This is a genomic window from Bacillus sp. ok061 (assembly GCF_900108285.1).
In the GTDB taxonomy this organism is placed as follows: Bacteria; Bacillota; Bacilli; order Bacillales; family Bacillaceae_G; genus Bacillus_A; species Bacillus_A thuringiensis_S.
In genome coordinates this window covers 79622-97732 of sequence record NZ_FNUW01000008.1, presented here as the reverse complement: position 1 = coordinate 97732, position 18111 = coordinate 79622, and the positions used below count along the sequence as shown (strand labels likewise).

Genomic DNA, 18111 nt, shown 5'->3' with positions numbered 1-18111 from the left:
AAGAGCCGATAGGCTCTTTTTTTACTATAACAATGGAAAAAGCACCGGTGATAGGTGCTTTTTTAATCTTTTTTGAAGGTATTTAACATTGCACGAACAATTCCACCAAGAAATTTAGGTAACTTAATTGTATAAAATCTCATGGTTTCCCTCCTAATCCCCATTACTCCACTTGGTTACTATATGATGTAAGGAGCAAAATTGTTTCTTCAATCAGTGCTTCTTATCAACATTAATATGCCAGAAGTAAATGAAAAAGTACCTTTTTCCTCAACGAGTTCGTTACTAATACAAAGTGTTGATCCCCACTCTATTGTTTTATTAGTAAGAGGATACTTAAAACCAAACAATGTAATCCCTTCCACTATTTCAGTAACTGGTACAAAAGATACATAAGGAAAATTTTTATTTTCTTCAATTATATGTGTACCCACTTTTTTAACTGTTATTTCATTTTTATTGTCCACAATACACATTTCTATCTCTACTTCTAACCCTTTTAAAAGCATCTGTATATTTGCCAAACCGTGATCAAGCCTTCCACCAGTAGCACCAAAAATACGAATTAGTGCCGGCTTCTGTTCTAATGCCCAGTTGATTGCAATTTCTAAATCCGTTTGATCTTTTTCCCGCGGAACAATATGTAATTCGTTCGTTTGCTGTCCCATCCATACTAATTCTTCTTCAGTAACTGAATCGTAATCTCCAAACGCAACAGCCGGGGTAATCCCTTTCTTTAATAGACGGTATACTCCCCTATCAACCGCTGCCCACACTACTTCCTCATTCTCATATCGAGCAAAATCTGCGCAATATTCCGAAGGTCCTCCTGCTAAAATATGAATAATCATTTTTTCTTCCCCTTCCATTGTAAAAAGGCAATCTGCCATTCGGTAGATTGCCTTTTTACATATTTTTACCCTACCCTATAAATACCTTACTAGGATAAAAGTTCATCACTACCCACGAATTACGCGAATTGCTTCACCGCGGTCTTTTTGATTGTATACTGCTGACCCAGCTACAAGTACATTTGCTCCAGCTTCCACACAAAGTCTTGCTGTTTCAGCATTTACACCACCATCAACTTCTATTTCTACCTCTAGATTGCGATCTTTTACCATGTCTGCAACTTGTTTAATTTTCGGTAATACAGAATGGATAAACTTCTGTCCACCAAATCCAGGGTTTACTGTCATAAGTAATACCATATCTATATCTTCTAGTACATGCTCAATCACTGAAACTGGCGTATGCGGATTTAATACAACGCCCGCTTTAATGCCATGAGATTTAATTAACTGAATTGTACGATGTAGATGCGGACACGCCTCTACATGAACAGTAATAATATCTGCTCCCGCTTGTGCGAAAGTCGGGATATAGTTATCAGGATTTTCAATCATTAAATGTACATCTAATGGTAATGATGTAATCGGACGGATAGCTTCTACAATTAACGGTCCAATCGTAATATTTGGTACGAAATGTCCATCCATTACATCAACGTGAATGTAATCCGCTCCGCCCTTTTCTACATCTTTAATCTCTTCCCCTAATTTTGAAAAATCTGCTGATAAAATCGATGGTGCAATTTTAATCATAACTAATACCTCGGCTTTCTCTCTCTAATTTCTTCTACGAATTGTTTATAGTTCTTATAACGATATTCTGTAATCTTCCCTTCTTCAACCGCAGCTTTCACAGCACATTTCGGTTCAGAAAGATGTGTACACCCTCTAAATTTACAGTATTGACTCGCTTCTTTCAACTCTGGAAAACAATATGTAAGATCTTCTACTTCTATATCTATGAAATCTAGCGAACTAAAGCCAGGTGTATCTGCAACTAGTCCACTCCCAATTGCAATTAATTCTACGTGCCTTGTCGTATGCTTCCCGCGCCCTAAATGTGAGGAAATATCATTTGTTTTCAGTTCTAATTCTGGACGTAACACATTAAGCATTGAAGATTTCCCAACACCAGATTGACCTGCAACGACAGAAACACAATTTTCTAAGTATGGTTTTAATATATCAATACTTTCTGACGTATTGATAGAAGTAAATAACACATCATAACCCATCTCACGATAATCTTCCGCATAAGCTTCAACAGTTGCTTTCATCTTTTCATCCACTAAATCCATCTTGCTAATACAAATAATCGGCTTAATGTTATGATATTCAATCAGCACTAAAAATCGATCTAACAGTCCAGGATTAAAATCTGGTTCTACTGCAGAGAACACGAGGATCGCTTGATCAACATTAGCAATAGGAGGTCTAACAAGTTCATTTTTTCGATCAAACACTTCAAGCACATAACCTTCAGTTGGATTATCTGCCTGAAAAACAACTTGGTCTCCTACAAGTGGTGTAATTTTATTTTTTCTAAATACACCTCGCCCACGGCACTGCGTAACCCCTTCTTCATGCTGCACGTAATAAAACCCACTTAAAGCTTTTATAATTTTTCCTTCTGGCATAGAATTCTCCTTTTTTGTATAAGGTGATGCTGAATTTAAAAATGAATGGATTTAAATTTTTCAAATAACGATTTCAAAACCTACCCTATATACTTTCGCTAATATACATTAAATCTTCCATTAAATGCAAAAAAAAATTTACAGCTGCATCACTTTACTAGCTTTTTGAATCATATATTTTTGCCTGCTATACCGTCCACTTTGTAGACAGCATAACAGGCAATAATAATAAGTAGATTTTCACTATTATTGAGTTGGATATGGTACTTCTTTGTCAATAATCGTGACTCCATCTCGTACAATTTTATAGTGTCCTTTTGAACCTTCTTGAATTACAAATTCTAAAGAAATAGTCGCTGATTCAGTAATTGTTCTCGTTTCAATTGGTCTATCCATTTTTTGCTGCATATCTTCTTTATAAATTTCTATTGTTTGCGGCTTTTTCTCACCTGTTACAGCAGGCTCATATGGGATAGAAATATTGTCCACTTTTACCGTTTTAGTCACTTTAGGCTTTGGACCATCAGAGATAATAATAGTTACTTTATCTCCCTCTTTTAATGGTGTACCTGGCTTTGGAAATTGAGAAATTACAAGTCCTTTTTCAACTGTATCTGAATGCTCTCGTTTTATATCCGAAGTTAGTTTTCTCTCATTCAAATAACCAGTTACACTATTTTCGGTCCACCCCGAAAAATCACCTGGTCTAATTTGATAAGGACCTTTACTTACCCAGATTTTCAGTTCTTGCTCCGCTTCTATAACCATTTGATCAGGCGTCGGGATTTGCTCTACGATTTCACCTTTCGGCTTATCATTTTCAATATAATTTACTGTAACTTGTTTATATTTTTCTTCTAACTCAGCCTTTACACTCTCAAAGTTTTGCCCTGTGAAATTCGCCATCTTACTTTTCTTTTTTCCACCTGATTGATAGATAGTAATTTTAGCGTTTTCTTTTACGACTCTTCCTGCTACAGGATCCGTTTTTATTACATCCCCAACCTCAACATCATCTGTATATACAATATTAGGCTCCGTCACCTCAAAGCCCTTTTCTACTAATGTATTTACAGCTGTCGTATATTTCATACCAGCCACGTCAGGAACTTTCACATCTTTCGGAATAAATAATCCTGGAATAACCGTAAGCGCTAATGTTATTCCTATTGCTAAAAATAAAAATGTTGAAATTAAAACTTTAAGCCACTTGTTACCCCGTTTTTTCTTCTTATCTAACTCAGGTGCTTCTGCTCTTATCGGTTCCTCCACCTTACTCCCTTTTAAAACAATCGTTTCATCACTTACATTTGCGAATAATTGTTCTTGTTGAATAATCGGAATCGCTTTCGTCGCTTCCATATCTTCCGGTATGTAAAATGGTTGCTCATTTATCCTCTCTGGATATAACGCAGTTTCAATATCTCGCTTCATCGCATTGGCAGACTGATATCGATGGAACGGATCTTTTGCAGTTGCCTTTAATATAATATTTTCAACACTTTGCGGAATATTTTCATTCCATCTTTTTGGTGATGGGATTTCACTTTGTAAATGTTTTAAAGCTATAGCAACAGCAGATTCGCCAGAAAACGGTTGTCTTCCTGTTAACAATTCAAACATAACTATTCCAAGAGAATAAATATCCGATTGTTTATTTGCTATCCCGCCACGTGCCTGTTCTGGTGATAAATAATGGACTGAACCGAGTACTGAATTTGTATGTGTAATTGTTGTTGCACTTGTAGCTGTCGCAATTCCAAAATCTGTTACTTTTATTATTCCATCAGCTCGAATTAAAATATTGTGCGGCTTTATATCACGATGCACAATTTCAAAATGATGGGCGTGTGCCATGGCGGATGTTAACTGCTCCATAATATCAAGAGCTTCTCCTATAGGTAACATACCTCGCTCAATTATGTATTGCTTCAATGTTTGCCCAGGTACATATTCCATGACAAGATAATATATACCATCTTCTTCTCCGACATCATACATATTCACAATATTTGGATGCGACAACGTTGTAACAGACTGCGCTTCTCGATGGAAACGTTTAATAAACTCTTCGTTATTTGAGTAGTCGAGTCTTAATATTTTTACCGCTACATCTCGGCCAAGTATATCATCATGAGCTAAATATACATTGGCCATTCCGCCACCACCAATCATTTTCAGCAGCTTATAACGGTCATTTAAGCGTTTTCCAATCAGCACGTTGCACTTCACCTACTTTCGTTTGTCGAACCCGCATAATCAATAAGAACAAGTGTGATATTATCTTCTCCACCGCGATCATTCGCCAATTGAATGAGACGCTGCCCTTTACCTTCAAGCTGTTCATTTAACTGTAAAATTTGTTGCATATCACCTATAGAAACTTTGTTTGATAACCCATCAGAGCAAAGAAGCAACTGATCATCTTCCTCAAGCACCAACGTTTTTACATCTAATCCAACTTTTTCTTCTGTTCCTAATGCTCTTAATAACACATTCTTTTTCGGATGATACTCTGCATCTTCCTTTGAAATTTCACCATGTCTCACAAGCTCATTTACAAGCGAATGATCTTCCGTTACAAGCGTCATTTCTCCTTCTGATACCATATAGCAACGACTATCTCCTATATGCCCTATTGTCACAAAACTTGGTGTACAAACAGCTATTATAAGCGTTGTTCCCATACCATTACATTCTACATTTTGCTGAGCGTATTCATATATACGCTCATTAATAATCCCAACACTAGTATGTAACCATTGTTCTACTTTTTTCGGTTCATTCATATTATGCGTTTGCTTCCAATAATCATGGAATAATTGGATGGTCATCGAGCTAGCTACATCACCAGCTCGATGACCTCCCATTCCATCTGCGACTACCGCTAAAACATTTCCATCTAAATTGTGAAAAACTCCTGCACTATCTTCATTATGTTGACGAACTTTTCCTTTATCCGATAGAAATACGGCTTTCATCTCGTCACCTCGTCTCTTCTTTGCGCTCCTTCGCACGCAACTGACCGCAGGCTGCATCAATATCATGACCTTGTTCACGGCGAATCGTTACATTCACTCCACGATCTTTTAACGTTTTCTCGAACAAGAAAATTTGCTCACGTGGTGTACGTACATAATCACGTTCAGGTACGTAGTTTACCGGGATTAAGTTTACATGACATTTTACACCTTTTAAGAGCGCAGCAAGCTCTTCAGCGTGCTCAACTTGGTCATTTTCTCCTCCAAATAATCCATATTCAAAAGTAATACGGCGCCCTGTTCTATTTACATAGTATTTAATAGCTTCCATTAAATCCGGTAATTTATAAGCACGGTTAATCGGCATTAATTTTGAACGTAATTCTGAGTTCGGAGCATGCAATGAAATCGCAAAATTAATTTGTAGATCTTCTTCAGCAAACTTATAAATTTTCGGGATAATTCCACTCGTCGAAACAGTCATATGTCTAGCACCAATATGAAGTCCTTTTTCATGGTTAGTGATACGTAAGAATCCCATTAAATTATCGTAATTATCAAATGGTTCTCCAATTCCCATAACAACAAGAGAACTTACACGTTCTTCCGTTTCATCAAGCGCACGCTGAACTTCTACTACTTGCGCTACGATTTCTCCAGCTTCTAGGTTTCGTTTTAGTCCACCAAGCGTCGAAGCACAGAACGTACATCCAATACGACAACCAACTTGCGTTGTTACACAAATGGAATTTCCATATTCATGTCGCATTAATACCGTTTCAATAGAATACCCGTCATATAATTGGAATAAGAATTTAATCGTTCCATCCGAAGACGTTTGTTTTACTAACGTGTTTAAAGTAGTAATATCAAAGGAATTCGACAATTTATCACGCAATCCTTTAGAAAGGTTTGACATATCCTCATAATTTTTTACACGTTTTTTATATAGCCAGTCAAAAATTTGTCCAGCGCGGAACTTCGGTTCTCCTTGTTCCTTTAACCAATCTTGCATTTCATGAATTTGTAAAGAGTAAATTGATGGTTTCTTCGCTTCTACATTTTTCTTTTGTTTTCTTACAGTCGTTTCCATGATGCTACACCTTCTTCCTTAAACAAGCAATATAAAAGCCATCCGTTGCAAAATAATGTGGTAAAATTTGTACTTGACCTTCATTAATATACGGACTTAATTTTTCTGGCATACGTTCTTTTATCGTGGTATCCCATTCAAATTCAGGATGTTCTTTTAAAAATTTATCTATTACTTGTTCATTTTCTATTTTCTCAATTGTGCACGTACTATAAACAAGACGACCGCCTTGTTTTAATAATGGTGCTATTTTTTCTAGTATCGCAAGTTGAATCGTCGATAATCTTTCACTATCGCCCTTATCTTTTCCTAACTTAATATCAGGCTTACGTCTAATTACACCAAATCCAGAACACGGTGCATCTACCAATATTTTATCAAACGTTTCATTTGAAAAGTGCTCTTGCACTTTTCTAGCATCTAGCGCTTTTGTTTCGACATTTTCTAGCCCAAGTCGCTCTGCTTGCTGTTTAATTAAACGTACTTTGTGTGCATGTAAATCAAGGGACATTACTTTACCAGTTCCCTTTAAACGCTCAGCTATATGCGTAGTTTTACCACCAGGAGCCGCACAACTATCAAGAACTGCCTCTCCCTCATTTGGTTCTAAAGCGCGTGCTACAAGCATAGAACTTTCATCTTGAATAGAAAGAAATCCTTTTTTAAACGCTTCTGTATGCGCTACATTTCCTCTTTCAATCTGAATTGCATCATCTGACAAGTCACCACGTTTTGCTTCTATACCTTCACTTGCCAACAACTCAATCGCTTCTTCTACCGTTACCTTATCAACATTCACACGTGCTGTAGGTACAGGAGGTAACATGTTTACTTCACACATTTTCTCTGCAGTTTCTAAGCCATATGCAGAAGTCCACTCTTGTACAAGCCAAACTGGATGACTCGTCGCAATTGCAAGACGTTCTACTGGATCCTTGATTTCATCTACAGAAGGTACACCTTCTCTCTGAATCGAACGTAATACACCGTTCACCATACCAGCAATTCCTTTATGCCCGCGACGCTTTGCAATCTCAACTGCTTCATGAATAGCCGCTCTTTCTGGCACTCGGTCTAAATAAATCATTTGATATAAAGATAAGCGAAGCAATACTCTTACCCACGCCTCAACTTTCTTTTTTAAAAAAGGCTGTAAATAATAATCCAATGTGTCACGACGTTGAATCGTTCCATATACAATTTCAGTTAATAAACCAATATCTTTTCTATCAATTGCACTTTTTTCAATTAGATTATTTAAAAGTAAGTTGCTATATGCACCACTTTTTTCCACTTGAATTAAACCATCAAGAGCTAATTCACGAACATTTTGTCTCATGCATTTTCTCCTAACTTCGTTCCAATTTCAGGTTTTGTTCCACGTAAAAATTGTGAACAACTCATACGCTTTTTACCAGAAGGTTGCAATTCAGTAATTTTAACACCTGTTTCATTACTAGTCGCTACAACAAAACCATCTTCTTCGATTGCAACAATCGTACCTGCTTCAGCCGGTTCAGTTACAGGTACTTTTTCTCCCCACCATACTTTAACAACTTGTCCTGCTAAAGTTGTATAAGCAACTGGCCATGGACTCAATCCGCGAATGTGATTGTATACTTCTTCACCTGTTTTTGTCCAATCAATTTTCTCTTGCTCACGTTTTATATTGTACGCAAACGTTACTTCTTCTTCGTTTTGCTTAATCGGTTCTAGCTTACCTTGAATTAATAAAGGTACTGTTTTAGATAGAAGGTGTGCTCCTGCTTCACTTAATTTATCAAATAATAAGCCTGTCGTTTCACGCTCTTCAATTTCCACTTCCACTTGTGTTAAGATATCACCAGCATCCAATTTTTCTACCATATACATAATTGTAATACCTGTTTTTTCTTTACCTTCCATAATTGCATAATGAATTGGTGCACCACCACGAAGTTCAGGAAGTAAAGAAGCGTGGACATTAATACATCCATACTTTGGTGCTTCTAAAATTTCATTTGGTACAATCTGACCAAATGCAGCTGTTACAATTAAATCTGGCTCTAATGCCAATACTTTTTCATATTCATCTTTTTCACGAATTTTCAACGGCTGTAAAACAGGAATACCATGTTTTTCCGCTTCAACTTTAACAGGTGTAGGTGTTAATACTTTTTTTCTACCTACTGGACGATCAGGTTGCGTCACAACACCTACTACCTCATAGCCATCTTCAATAAGACGACGAAGCACCGGCACTGAAAAGTCCGGTGTTCCCATAAACACTACTTTTATCATTTAAAAACCGCTCCTTTTAACACCTATTCTAGTTCGTTTTCTTCATAATATCTTGTCACTTTCGATGTAAATAAAACACCGTGTAAATGATCGATTTCATGTTGAATTGCACGCGCTAAAAATCCTTCCGCTTCTAATAAAAATACTTTCCCACGGCGATTTTGCGCTCTTACTTTAATATAATCGGCACGTTCTACTTCACCATAAAGTCCCGGGAAACTTAAACATCCTTCGGGACCTACTTGTTCACCACGTTTTTCTAATATTGATGGATTGATTAACTCGATTTTCCCAGTATCATCATCGACATCAACAACCGCTACTTGCAAGCTTACACCTACTTGAGGCGCAGCTAAACCGACTCCGTCCGCAATTAACATTGTTTCATGCATATCTTTCAACAATTTCACTAACTTTTTATCAAAGTTAATTACTCTTTCGCATGGTGTTTCTAACACTTCATTTGGATGCTTTACTATTTCTAAAACTGCCATATTTCCCTCCGCTACATTAACATTGTTGGATTAAAATCAATTGAGATTTGTAGCTCTTTTTGCATTTCTGCTTGATAATGTTCATTTACCATTTTGAGCACGTTCTTTAAGTTTGGTTCCCGTTTGTATTTTATCATGCATTGATAACGATATCTATCTTTTATCCTTGGAATTGCTGAAGCAACTGGTCCTAACACCATTGTTTGCTGCGAGCAATGCGTTCGTAAATACGAGGCAATTTTTTCCGTCACTTGTACCGCTTTTAATAATTCAGGATGAGATACGGTTACGAGTACAACATAGTAATATGGAGGATATTGTCTTGTTCGTCTCATTTGCATTTCTTGGTCAAAAAACACATCATATTGTTGGTTCTTCGCTAACTCTATACTGTAATGTTCTGGCGTATACGTTTGAATCACAACTTCCCCTGGCAATTCATGTCTACCCGCTCGTCCACTTACTTGCGTCAATAACTGATATGTCTTTTCACTTGCCCGAAAATCAGGTAAGTGAAGCATCGTATCTGCAGTTAAAACCCCAACAAGCGTTACTTTCGGAAAATCTAATCCTTTAGCAATCATTTGTGTTCCAAGTAATATATCTGCTTTTTCTTCCCCAAACGCCTTTAATAATTTTTCATGCATTCCTTTTCGACTTGTCGTATCTACATCCATTCGAATGACTCGCGCCTCTGGAAATAGTTTTGTAATTTCTTCTTCTACCTTTTGTGTACCTGTACCAAAGAAACGAATGTATGTACTTTGACAAGCTGGACACTCAGTTGGCATATTTTCTTCGTAACTACAATAATGACATTTTAAACGATGATTCATTTTATGATATGTCAATGAAATATCACAATGCGGACATTGTACAACATACCCACAATCACGGCACATAACAAATGTAGAATGACCTCTTCTATTTAAAAAGAGTACCATCTGTTCTTTCTTTTCTAATCGATCTGCTATTTTTTCATGCAGCGCCTTAGAAAACATTGATCGATTCCCGTCACGAAGTTCTTCTCGCATATCAACAATCTCTACCGTTGGTAAAGCTTGTTCATTCATACGTTTTTCCATTGTTAGTAGTTCATAAACACCTTTTTTCGCCCTTGCAAACGATTCAAGTGTTGGTGTCGCACTACCAAGAACGATAGGACATTTATGATATTGCCCTCTCCAGACAGCCACATCTCTTGCATGATACCTTGGATTATCTTCTTGTTTGTAACTTGATTCATGCTCTTCATCAATAATAATAATCCCTAAATTCTCAAAAGGCGCAAAAACGGCTGAACGCGCACCAACTACAACTTTCACTTCTTTTCTTAAAATCTTACGCCACTCGTCATACTTTTCTCCAACAGACAACGCACTATGAAGAACTGCAACTTGCGAGCCAAACCTACCTTTAAAACGATCCACCATTTGGGGTGTTAGTGCAATTTCAGGAACAAGAACGATAGCTTCTTTTCCTTTCTCGAGCACTGCTGCTATAGATTGTAAATATACTTCTGTCTTTCCACTTCCTGTAACACCATATAGTAAAAATGGATTATAAGTTTCATTTGTAATTGATGATAAAATCGGTGTAATAACTTGTTTTTGTTCCTCCGTAAGTGGAAATGGTTTCGTTTGTTCAAAATCATCATCGTCATACGGATTTCGGTATACTTCCACATACTTTTCTGAAATGAATCCCTTTTTAACAAGTGCTTTTATTGGAGCATCTGTTATTTGTAACTCTTCTGTAATTACTTTCAACGGTACACTTTTATGATTTTCCACAAAATAATAGAGTACATCTTGTTGTTTTTTACTTTTCAGTTCAAATGCCGCTAATTCTAATTTATCTTCTGGCAACTCCAGCTGAACAACTCTTTGCTTCTTCTTTTGTACTTTATCTTTCACTTGATAAACGACTTCAACCGTACCATTTTTAATTTCTTGTTGAATAGTCCGGTATAAATGTGGCTGTTGCTCGATTATTTCAAAATCAATTGCTTCTTTATCCTGAAATAAATATAGTATTTCAGGTGCTATTTCTTCCTGTTTACAAAGTTGTAGACGTTTTTTATACGTTGCTTTTATCGCAGTTGGAAGCATCACTTGAAAAGCTGAAATCATGTAGCATAACGTTTCACTTGTAAGCCAATATCCAAGTTTTAATAATTCATCATTTAAAACCGATGTTACATCTAATATTTCATGGATTGTCTTTAACTTCTTACTTTCTACATCCACCGAATCTTTAATCCCAATAATAAAACCTTGCAATTTTCTTGGCCCAAACGGAACTACTACCCGCATTCCTGTCTGTACAATATCTTCCCATTTTTTAGGGATAATGTAATCAAATGGTCGATCTGTCTGACGGGCAGGTACATCAACAATTACACTTGCAAATTTCATAAACGATCATCTTCTAACATCATTTCAATTTGCTTTAATATTTCACGAGCTACCTCTTTTTTCATTAAAAGTGGCAACTCAATAACTTTTCCATCTTTTCTATACATCGTTACAATATTCGTATCCGTGCCAAAGCCAGCTCCTTGCGCTTTTACATCATTAGCGACAATCATATCTGCATTTTTCTCACGTAGTTTTTTCGTTGCATATTCCTCTACATTTGTCGTTTCAGCAGCAAAACCGATAAGTAACTGTTTATCCTTTTTCTGACCTAACGTTTTTAAAATATCCACCGTTCTTTCGAGCTCAATGACAGCATCACCATTTTGCTTTTTCATTTTATTATCATGAACATATTTCGGACGATAATCTGCAACTGCTGCTGTTTTAATGACAACGTCTACGTTTTGATAATGTTGAAGAACTGCTTCTAACATATCTTGTGCAGATTCCACTTGCACTGTCGTTACATGTAACGGTGGATTTAATGCTGTCGGTCCTGAAACGAGTATAACATCAGCGCCTAGATTCGCCGCCACTTCTGCAATCGCATACCCCATTTTTCCAGAAGAAAAATTCGTCATAAAACGAACTGGATCAACCTTTTCACGTGTTGGGCCAGCAGTTATTAATATTCTTTTTCCCTGCAATGGTTTGTGTTCTGAGAAAGCTTCCTCTAACCGTGCAATAATCGCTTCAGGTTCTTCTAGTCGTCCCTTCGCTACATATCCACATGCTAAAAAGCCTTCACCAGGCTCAATAAATGTATATCCTAGCGTTTTCAATGTCATCATATTTTTTTGAACAATTTTATTTTCATACATATGCACATTCATAGCAGGCGCAATCCATACCGGAGCTGTAGTAGCTAACAAAGTAGTTGTAATCATATCATCTGCAATACCACCAGCTAACTTTCCAATACAATTGGCAGTAGCAGGTGCGACAAGTACAATATCCGCCCAATCTGCTAAATCAATATGAGCAATAACAGCCGAGTCTTTCTCATCAAATGTATCCGTATATACATCATGGCGAGAAAGTGCTTGGAATGTAAGAGGCGTAACAAACTTCATTGCCGACTCACTCATCATTACTTTTACAATCGCGCCAGATTGTGTCAATTTACTCGTTAACGCAGCTGCTTTAAAAACCGCAATGCCTCCTGTTACACATAGAAGTATCTTTTTCCCTTTTAGCATATGACTCGTCCTCTTTCTTTTTCAAACTTATAATACTGAAATAGAATTCCCAGCTCGTCAGTACCAATATTTCATTCCTTTCGTAAAAAAATAACAACCTACTTGTAAATAGGTTGTTACCGTTACATAGAAAATTATAAAGTCTATGTTTTATTTTGTCGAAGGCAAAGGCTTATTCAGCTACTTTATCTTCACTTGGTACGTAGCTTAATACTTCCGCATCGATTTCTTCTAATGCTTTACCTACACACTTATGAGAAACCGGTTGCTCTACAACACAGTTATTAGCAAGTTGCATTTCACGTGCACGCTTTGCAGCCACTGTTACTAGTGTGTATTTAGAATCGATTTTTTGTAGTAATGAGTCAATTGATGGATTTAACATAATTATAGACCCTCCGTCATTTCTTTATAATATTTTGCTACCCTTTCGCGGCGGCAATGTTCGCCAACCACAATCGCTTTAATTCTATCACAAGCTAATTCAACTTGATCGTTTTCTACTACATAGTCGTAAGCGTCCATCATCTCGATTTCTTCTTTCGCTACAGTTAAACGATTTTCAATAACATCTTCAGTCTCTGTACCACGGCCAACAATACGGCTCTTTAGTTCAGATAAACTCGGAGGTGCTAAGAAAATAAATACACCTTCTGGGAAAGCTTTCTTAACTTGAATTGCTCCTTGCACTTCAATTTCTAAGAATACATCTTTTCCTTCTTGTAATGTTTTTTCAACATAGTCAATCGGTGTTCCGTAATAATTACCTACGAACTCAGCCCACTCAAGTAATCTTTCATTACGAATCATTTCCTCGAATTCTTCTCTTTCTTTAAAGAAATAATCCACACCATCTACTTCACCTTCACGCGGCTTACGTGTCGTTACTGAAATAGAGTACTGAAAACGTGTATCCTCATGGCTAAACAGCTCTTTACGAACCGTTCCTTTTCCAACCCCAGAAGGCCCTGAAAGAACGATGAGCAATCCTCTTCTACTTCTCATAAATATGTAAAACCTACCCTTCCTCACTTAAATCTTCTTTATTATTCAAACGATGTGCAATCGTCTCTGGTTGAATTGGACTTAATACAACATGCCCATCATCCATAACAATAACCGCCCTTGTTTTTCTCCCATACGTAGCATCAAGCAAAGCATTATGTTCGCGTGCTTCCTGTACTGTTCGTTTAATAGGAGCTGACTCCGGACTTACAATAGCAATAATTCGATGAGCAGATACAATATTTCCGTATCCAATATTTAAAAACCGCATGGCCATAGTTTGCGCCTCCTAGTAAGTCTATCCGATTTCTCCACCACGTATAACTTTATATATTTTTTGAAAGCTACTCAATATTTTGTACTTGTTCACGAATTTTTTCAAGGTTATTTTTCATTTCTACAACATATTTTGAAATTGTTAAGTCATTTGCCTTAGAACCAATCGTATTAATTTCTCTATGCATCTCTTGCACGATGAAATCCATTTTCCTTCCAACAGGCTCTTCAATCTGCAATGTTTCATGAAATTGCTCTAAATGACTTTGCAAACGAACTAACTCTTCATGAATATCACAACGCTCTGCAAAGATTGCGACTTCTGTTAGCAATCTTTGTTCATCTAACTCTTGATTATGTAATTCTTTTAAGCGATTTTCTAATCGTTCACGATATTTTTGTGTAACAATTGGTGCATGTGGAATAATTGCATTTACACAATTGCTAATCTCTTGTAAACGATACGCTATATCTTTATGTAATCGTTCTCCTTCGCCATCTCTCATCGTTTTCAACATATGAGCAGCTTGACGAACAGCCTCATATAAACTGTTCTCAAAATGTTCATTTATATTTTCTATTTCTTCAATTGCTGTTACTTCTGGCATTGCCATTAATTGCTCGAGTGTAATAGAATCTTGTAATTGAAATTTCCCTTTTATATCTTCCATCATCGATTGGTACTGCTCAAGAAGTGACCAATTCACACTTAATTTTCTTTCAACAAGTCCTTCACCTGCTATACTAATAGACACTTCAATGCGTCCACGTCGAACTTGTTTTGCAATTATTTTACGAATTTTGTCCTCAAATACCATCATTTGCTTAGGAAGTCGAATACTCATCTCTAAAAAACGGTGGTTCACCGATTTCATTTCTACTGTAATTTGAAAAGTATCACTTTCTACTTTCGATCTTCCAAACCCTGTCATACTAGAAATCATTTTTATCACATCCAAGCCATAAAATAACTCAATGAAAAAGGTAATAGAGACAAGGCTCTACTACCTTCTGTAAATTATATCACATTTTCATAACATTGACTATTTCAAGTTTAATCCCTTCTTATATAATATTGGCTTTTTCTTTTTCGCCTTTTTCCCTGTTAATAAAGAACCTACTAGTAAGAAAGTCGGAATTGATGACAAACCTCCAATTAATAACCAATCTCTTGCTTGTATCGGCATTGTGCTAAAGATCGGTTGTAACGGTGGATAATATATAACCACTAGCATGAGTAGTAACGAAATGATAACCGCCCCTACTAAATACACGTTCCCAAATGGATTACGGTGAAAGACAGAATGCTCACTACGACAATCAAATACATGAATAAGCTGAGCAAGTACCAACGTCGCGAACGCTACAGTTTGTGCATATTTCAGTTCATTTGGATGTTGGTTATACGCAATAATAAATGCTACTAACGTCACTGCCCCAATTAAAAACCCTCGACTTATTATTTTCCACGCAAGCCCTCTAGCGAATACCCCTTCTTTCGGGTGGCGCGGCGTTCTCTTCATCACATCTCCTTCTGCCTTATCCAAACCTAATGCCATCGCTGGTAAACCATCAGTAACTAAGTTCACCCATAAAATTTGAATGGGAACCATCGGCAGTGGTAATGCAAGTAACATCGCAAATAACATGACTAAAATTTCTCCAACGTTTGACGCCAATAAGTAGCGAATAAACTTACGTATGTTCTCGTATATATTTCTTCCTTCTTTAATTGCTGATTTAATTGTAGCAAAATTATCGTCTAGTAAAACAAGTGAAGAGGCCTCTTTCGCAACATCTGTCCCTGTAATTCCCATCGCTATCCCAATATCCGCTGTTTTTATAGCTGGAGCATCGTTCACTCCATCACCTGTCATGGCTACTATATGTCCTTGATTTTGCAGTGCCTTAACAATTTTTAATTTATGCTCAGGTGATACACGAGCGAATACATACGTATCTTCTACAACATTTTCTAATTCCTCCACATCCATATTTGCGAGTTCTACGCCTTCAACAACGCGCCCATCTGGTGGCAAAACTCCTAATTGTTCAGCAATCGCCATTGCTGTCACTTTATGATCACCTGTAATCATTACTGTTCGAATACCAGCTTCTTTACACTCTTTTACCGCCTGCGCCACTTCTGGCCTTGGCGGGTCAATCATACCTTGTATCCCAACCAACATAAAATCTTTTTCAACGTCTCTTTCATGTTCAATAGAATCCGTGACTTTTAAAGGTTTAAACGCAACTGCAATTGTTCGAAGCGCTTGACTACCTAAGCTATGAATAGCCGCCTGTACTTCTTTTCTATATAACTCACTTAACGGCTGCTGCTTATCCCCCCATAAAATCGTTTGACTCATTTGCAAAAGAACGTCCGGTGCTCCCTTCGTAACAATAAACTTTTTCCCCTCTCGATCTCGTACAATAACACTCATCATTTTTCGAGTTGAATCAAATGGAAATTCACGAATAATTTCAAATTTCCCTTTCAATGCCTCACGTGTAATCCCAGCTTTCATTGCTGCAGCTACAAGCGCTCCCTCTGTTGGATCTCCATCTAATACGTACGTCTTTTTCTTTTGAATAATATTTGCATTGTTACATAGTGAACCAAATGTAAGTAGCTGATAAAGTGCTTTTGTCTTAGCTGGATTCACTTCTATTTCACCTTTCATAAAAGAGCCATTAGGTTCATATCCTTGCCCTGTCACTTTCCACAATTCTCCGCCTGACCACATATGTGTTACCATCATTTTGTTTTGCGTCATTGTCCCCGTTTTATCAGAACATATAACGGAAGCACAACCTAACGTTTCTACGGCTGGTAACTTTCGTACAATTGCTCTCTTTTTTATCATACGCTGTACACCAAGTGATAAAGCTACTGTAACAATTGCTGGCAACCCTTCTGGAATAGCCGCAACAGCCAGAGACACACCAGCTAAAAACATATGATATACTTCATTCCCTTGATACACCCCAGCTAATACAACGAGCGCTGTCAAAATAAGAGCCACAATAATTAATATTTTTCCGAGCTGCTCTAACCTTCTTTGCAGTGGTGTTTCCATTTGCTCTGCATTTTGTAACATATTTGCAATTTGACCCATCGCTGTATTCATACCAGTTGCTACAACGACACCTGTTCCAGATCCTCGCGTAATCATTGTCCCCATAAAAGCCATATTTTTTTGATCACCAATTGCAACCTCTTGCTCTTGCCCTTGCAATGCTTCTACCTTCTTTTGCACAGGTACGGACTCCCCTGTCAAAGCAGACTCTTCAATATATAAACTTGATGCCTCAACAAGACGCACATCAGCCCCAATACGATCACCACTGGAAAACTTAATAATATCACCTAAAACAAGTGCTTTAGATGGTGCTTTTACCCACTTTCCATTCCGCATTACAGTAACTTGTGGAGCAGCTAGTTCCTTTAAAGCTTCCAATGATTTTTCAGCTTTTCTTTCTTGAAAAAAGCCGAGAATACCATTGATAATAACAATGGCAACAATAGCAATAGAATCAATGTATTCACCTAAAAACGCAGAAACAATTGTTGCTCCAAACAAAACGAGTACCATGAAATCTTTAAATTGCGCTAAAAATACCATTAGTGCAGAAGGCCTTTTTGCTTCTTCTAATTCATTTGTACCAAATTTCTTAATTCGCCCTTCTGCTTCTTTCTCTGTAAGTCCAACCTTTACATTCGTATTCGTTCTTTCTTCCACTTCATGTGCTCGCATTCCATACCAGTTCATCCTGCCATCGACCTCCTGATTCCAGACATACTCTATTGAAAGCTTATTCAGCCTCGTCCAAAAAAATGCTATAATTAACATTTAGTTAGAAAGGAGTGTTCA

At 37.1% G+C, this 18111-nt stretch carries 17 protein-coding genes; all 17 read right to left on the bottom strand.

The window, feature by feature from the left end; all coding sequences use genetic code 11:
• Positions 1 to 62: 62 nt before the first annotated feature.
• Entirely contained in the window at positions 63 to 143 is an 81-nt protein-coding gene (gene spoVM, locus C4S65_RS13340; protein WP_001213599.1) for a stage V sporulation protein SpoVM, read from the bottom strand.
• A gap of 66 nt (positions 144 to 209) precedes the next feature.
• The gene (locus tag C4S65_RS13335) at positions 210 to 890 is read right to left on the bottom strand and encodes a thiamine diphosphokinase (protein ID WP_000752664.1); all 681 of its coding nucleotides are present in this window, start codon (positions 888 to 890) and stop codon (positions 210 to 212) included.
• A 69-nt stretch (positions 891 to 959) separates the two neighbouring features.
• Entirely contained in the window at positions 960 to 1604 is a 645-nt protein-coding gene (gene rpe / locus C4S65_RS13330) for a ribulose-phosphate 3-epimerase (protein ID WP_103945258.1), read from the bottom strand.
• Between the two features lie 2 nt (positions 1605 to 1606).
• Positions 1607 to 2488 (bottom strand): ribosome small subunit-dependent GTPase A, encoded by an 882-nt coding sequence (gene rsgA / locus C4S65_RS13325; protein ID WP_001113931.1) that lies wholly within the window; start codon positions 2486 to 2488, stop codon positions 1607 to 1609.
• Positions 2489 to 2734: 246 nt separating this feature from the next.
• Complete coding sequence (pknB, locus tag C4S65_RS13320; RefSeq protein WP_086407621.1) at positions 2735 to 4708, bottom strand: Stk1 family PASTA domain-containing Ser/Thr kinase; 1974 nt, start codon at positions 4706 to 4708, stop codon at positions 2735 to 2737.
• 8 nt (positions 4709 to 4716) lie between these two features.
• Positions 4717 to 5469: a Stp1/IreP family PP2C-type Ser/Thr phosphatase gene (locus C4S65_RS13315; RefSeq protein WP_000648711.1), complete on the bottom strand. Its 753-nt coding sequence runs from the start codon at positions 5467 to 5469 to the stop codon at positions 4717 to 4719.
• 4 nt (positions 5470 to 5473) lie between these two features.
• Positions 5474 to 6562, bottom strand: coding sequence for a 23S rRNA (adenine(2503)-C(2))-methyltransferase RlmN (rlmN, locus tag C4S65_RS13310; protein WP_086407622.1), 1089 nt, complete (start codon positions 6560 to 6562; stop codon positions 5474 to 5476).
• Between the two features lie 4 nt (positions 6563 to 6566).
• Positions 6567 to 7901, bottom strand: coding sequence for a 16S rRNA (cytosine(967)-C(5))-methyltransferase RsmB (gene rsmB / locus C4S65_RS13305; RefSeq protein ID WP_001249663.1), 1335 nt, complete (start codon positions 7899 to 7901; stop codon positions 6567 to 6569).
• A complete protein-coding gene (fmt, locus tag C4S65_RS13300; protein ID WP_000598802.1) occupies positions 7898 to 8842 on the bottom strand; it encodes a methionyl-tRNA formyltransferase in 945 nt (314 codons plus the stop codon). The genes rsmB and fmt overlap by 4 nt, the downstream gene beginning before the upstream one ends.
• 23 nt (positions 8843 to 8865) lie before the next feature.
• Positions 8866 to 9336 (bottom strand): peptide deformylase, encoded by a 471-nt coding sequence (gene def, locus C4S65_RS13295; protein WP_000279470.1) that lies wholly within the window; start codon positions 9334 to 9336, stop codon positions 8866 to 8868.
• 11 nt (positions 9337 to 9347) lie between these two features.
• Positions 9348 to 11753 carry a primosomal protein N' gene (priA, locus tag C4S65_RS13290; RefSeq protein ID WP_103945257.1) on the bottom strand — a complete coding sequence of 802 codons (2406 nt, stop codon included), beginning with the start codon at positions 11751 to 11753 and terminating at the stop codon, positions 9348 to 9350.
• A complete protein-coding gene (gene coaBC / locus C4S65_RS13285; RefSeq protein WP_000911743.1) occupies positions 11750 to 12955 on the bottom strand; it encodes a bifunctional phosphopantothenoylcysteine decarboxylase/phosphopantothenate--cysteine ligase CoaBC in 1206 nt (401 codons plus the stop codon). Before coaBC ends, priA begins: the two co-directional genes overlap by 4 nt.
• A 172-nt stretch (positions 12956 to 13127) precedes the next feature.
• Positions 13128 to 13340, bottom strand: a complete 213-nt coding sequence (rpoZ, locus tag C4S65_RS13280; RefSeq protein ID WP_000933962.1) for a DNA-directed RNA polymerase subunit omega — start codon at positions 13338 to 13340, stop codon at positions 13128 to 13130.
• 2 nt (positions 13341 to 13342) lie between these two features.
• Positions 13343 to 13960 (bottom strand): guanylate kinase, encoded by a 618-nt coding sequence (gmk, locus tag C4S65_RS13275; RefSeq protein WP_001257742.1) that lies wholly within the window; start codon positions 13958 to 13960, stop codon positions 13343 to 13345.
• 13 nt (positions 13961 to 13973) lie between these two features.
• Positions 13974 to 14237 (bottom strand): DUF370 domain-containing protein, encoded by a 264-nt coding sequence (locus C4S65_RS13270; protein WP_001251456.1) that lies wholly within the window; start codon positions 14235 to 14237, stop codon positions 13974 to 13976.
• 67 nt (positions 14238 to 14304) lie between these two features.
• Positions 14305 to 15180, bottom strand: coding sequence for a YicC/YloC family endoribonuclease (locus C4S65_RS13265; RefSeq protein ID WP_000625863.1), 876 nt, complete (start codon positions 15178 to 15180; stop codon positions 14305 to 14307).
• Positions 15181 to 15279: 99 nt separating this feature from the next.
• A complete protein-coding gene (locus C4S65_RS13260) occupies positions 15280 to 18009 on the bottom strand; it encodes a calcium-translocating P-type ATPase, SERCA-type (RefSeq protein ID WP_001104762.1) in 2730 nt (909 codons plus the stop codon).
• Between the last annotated feature and the right edge of the window lie 102 nt (positions 18010 to 18111).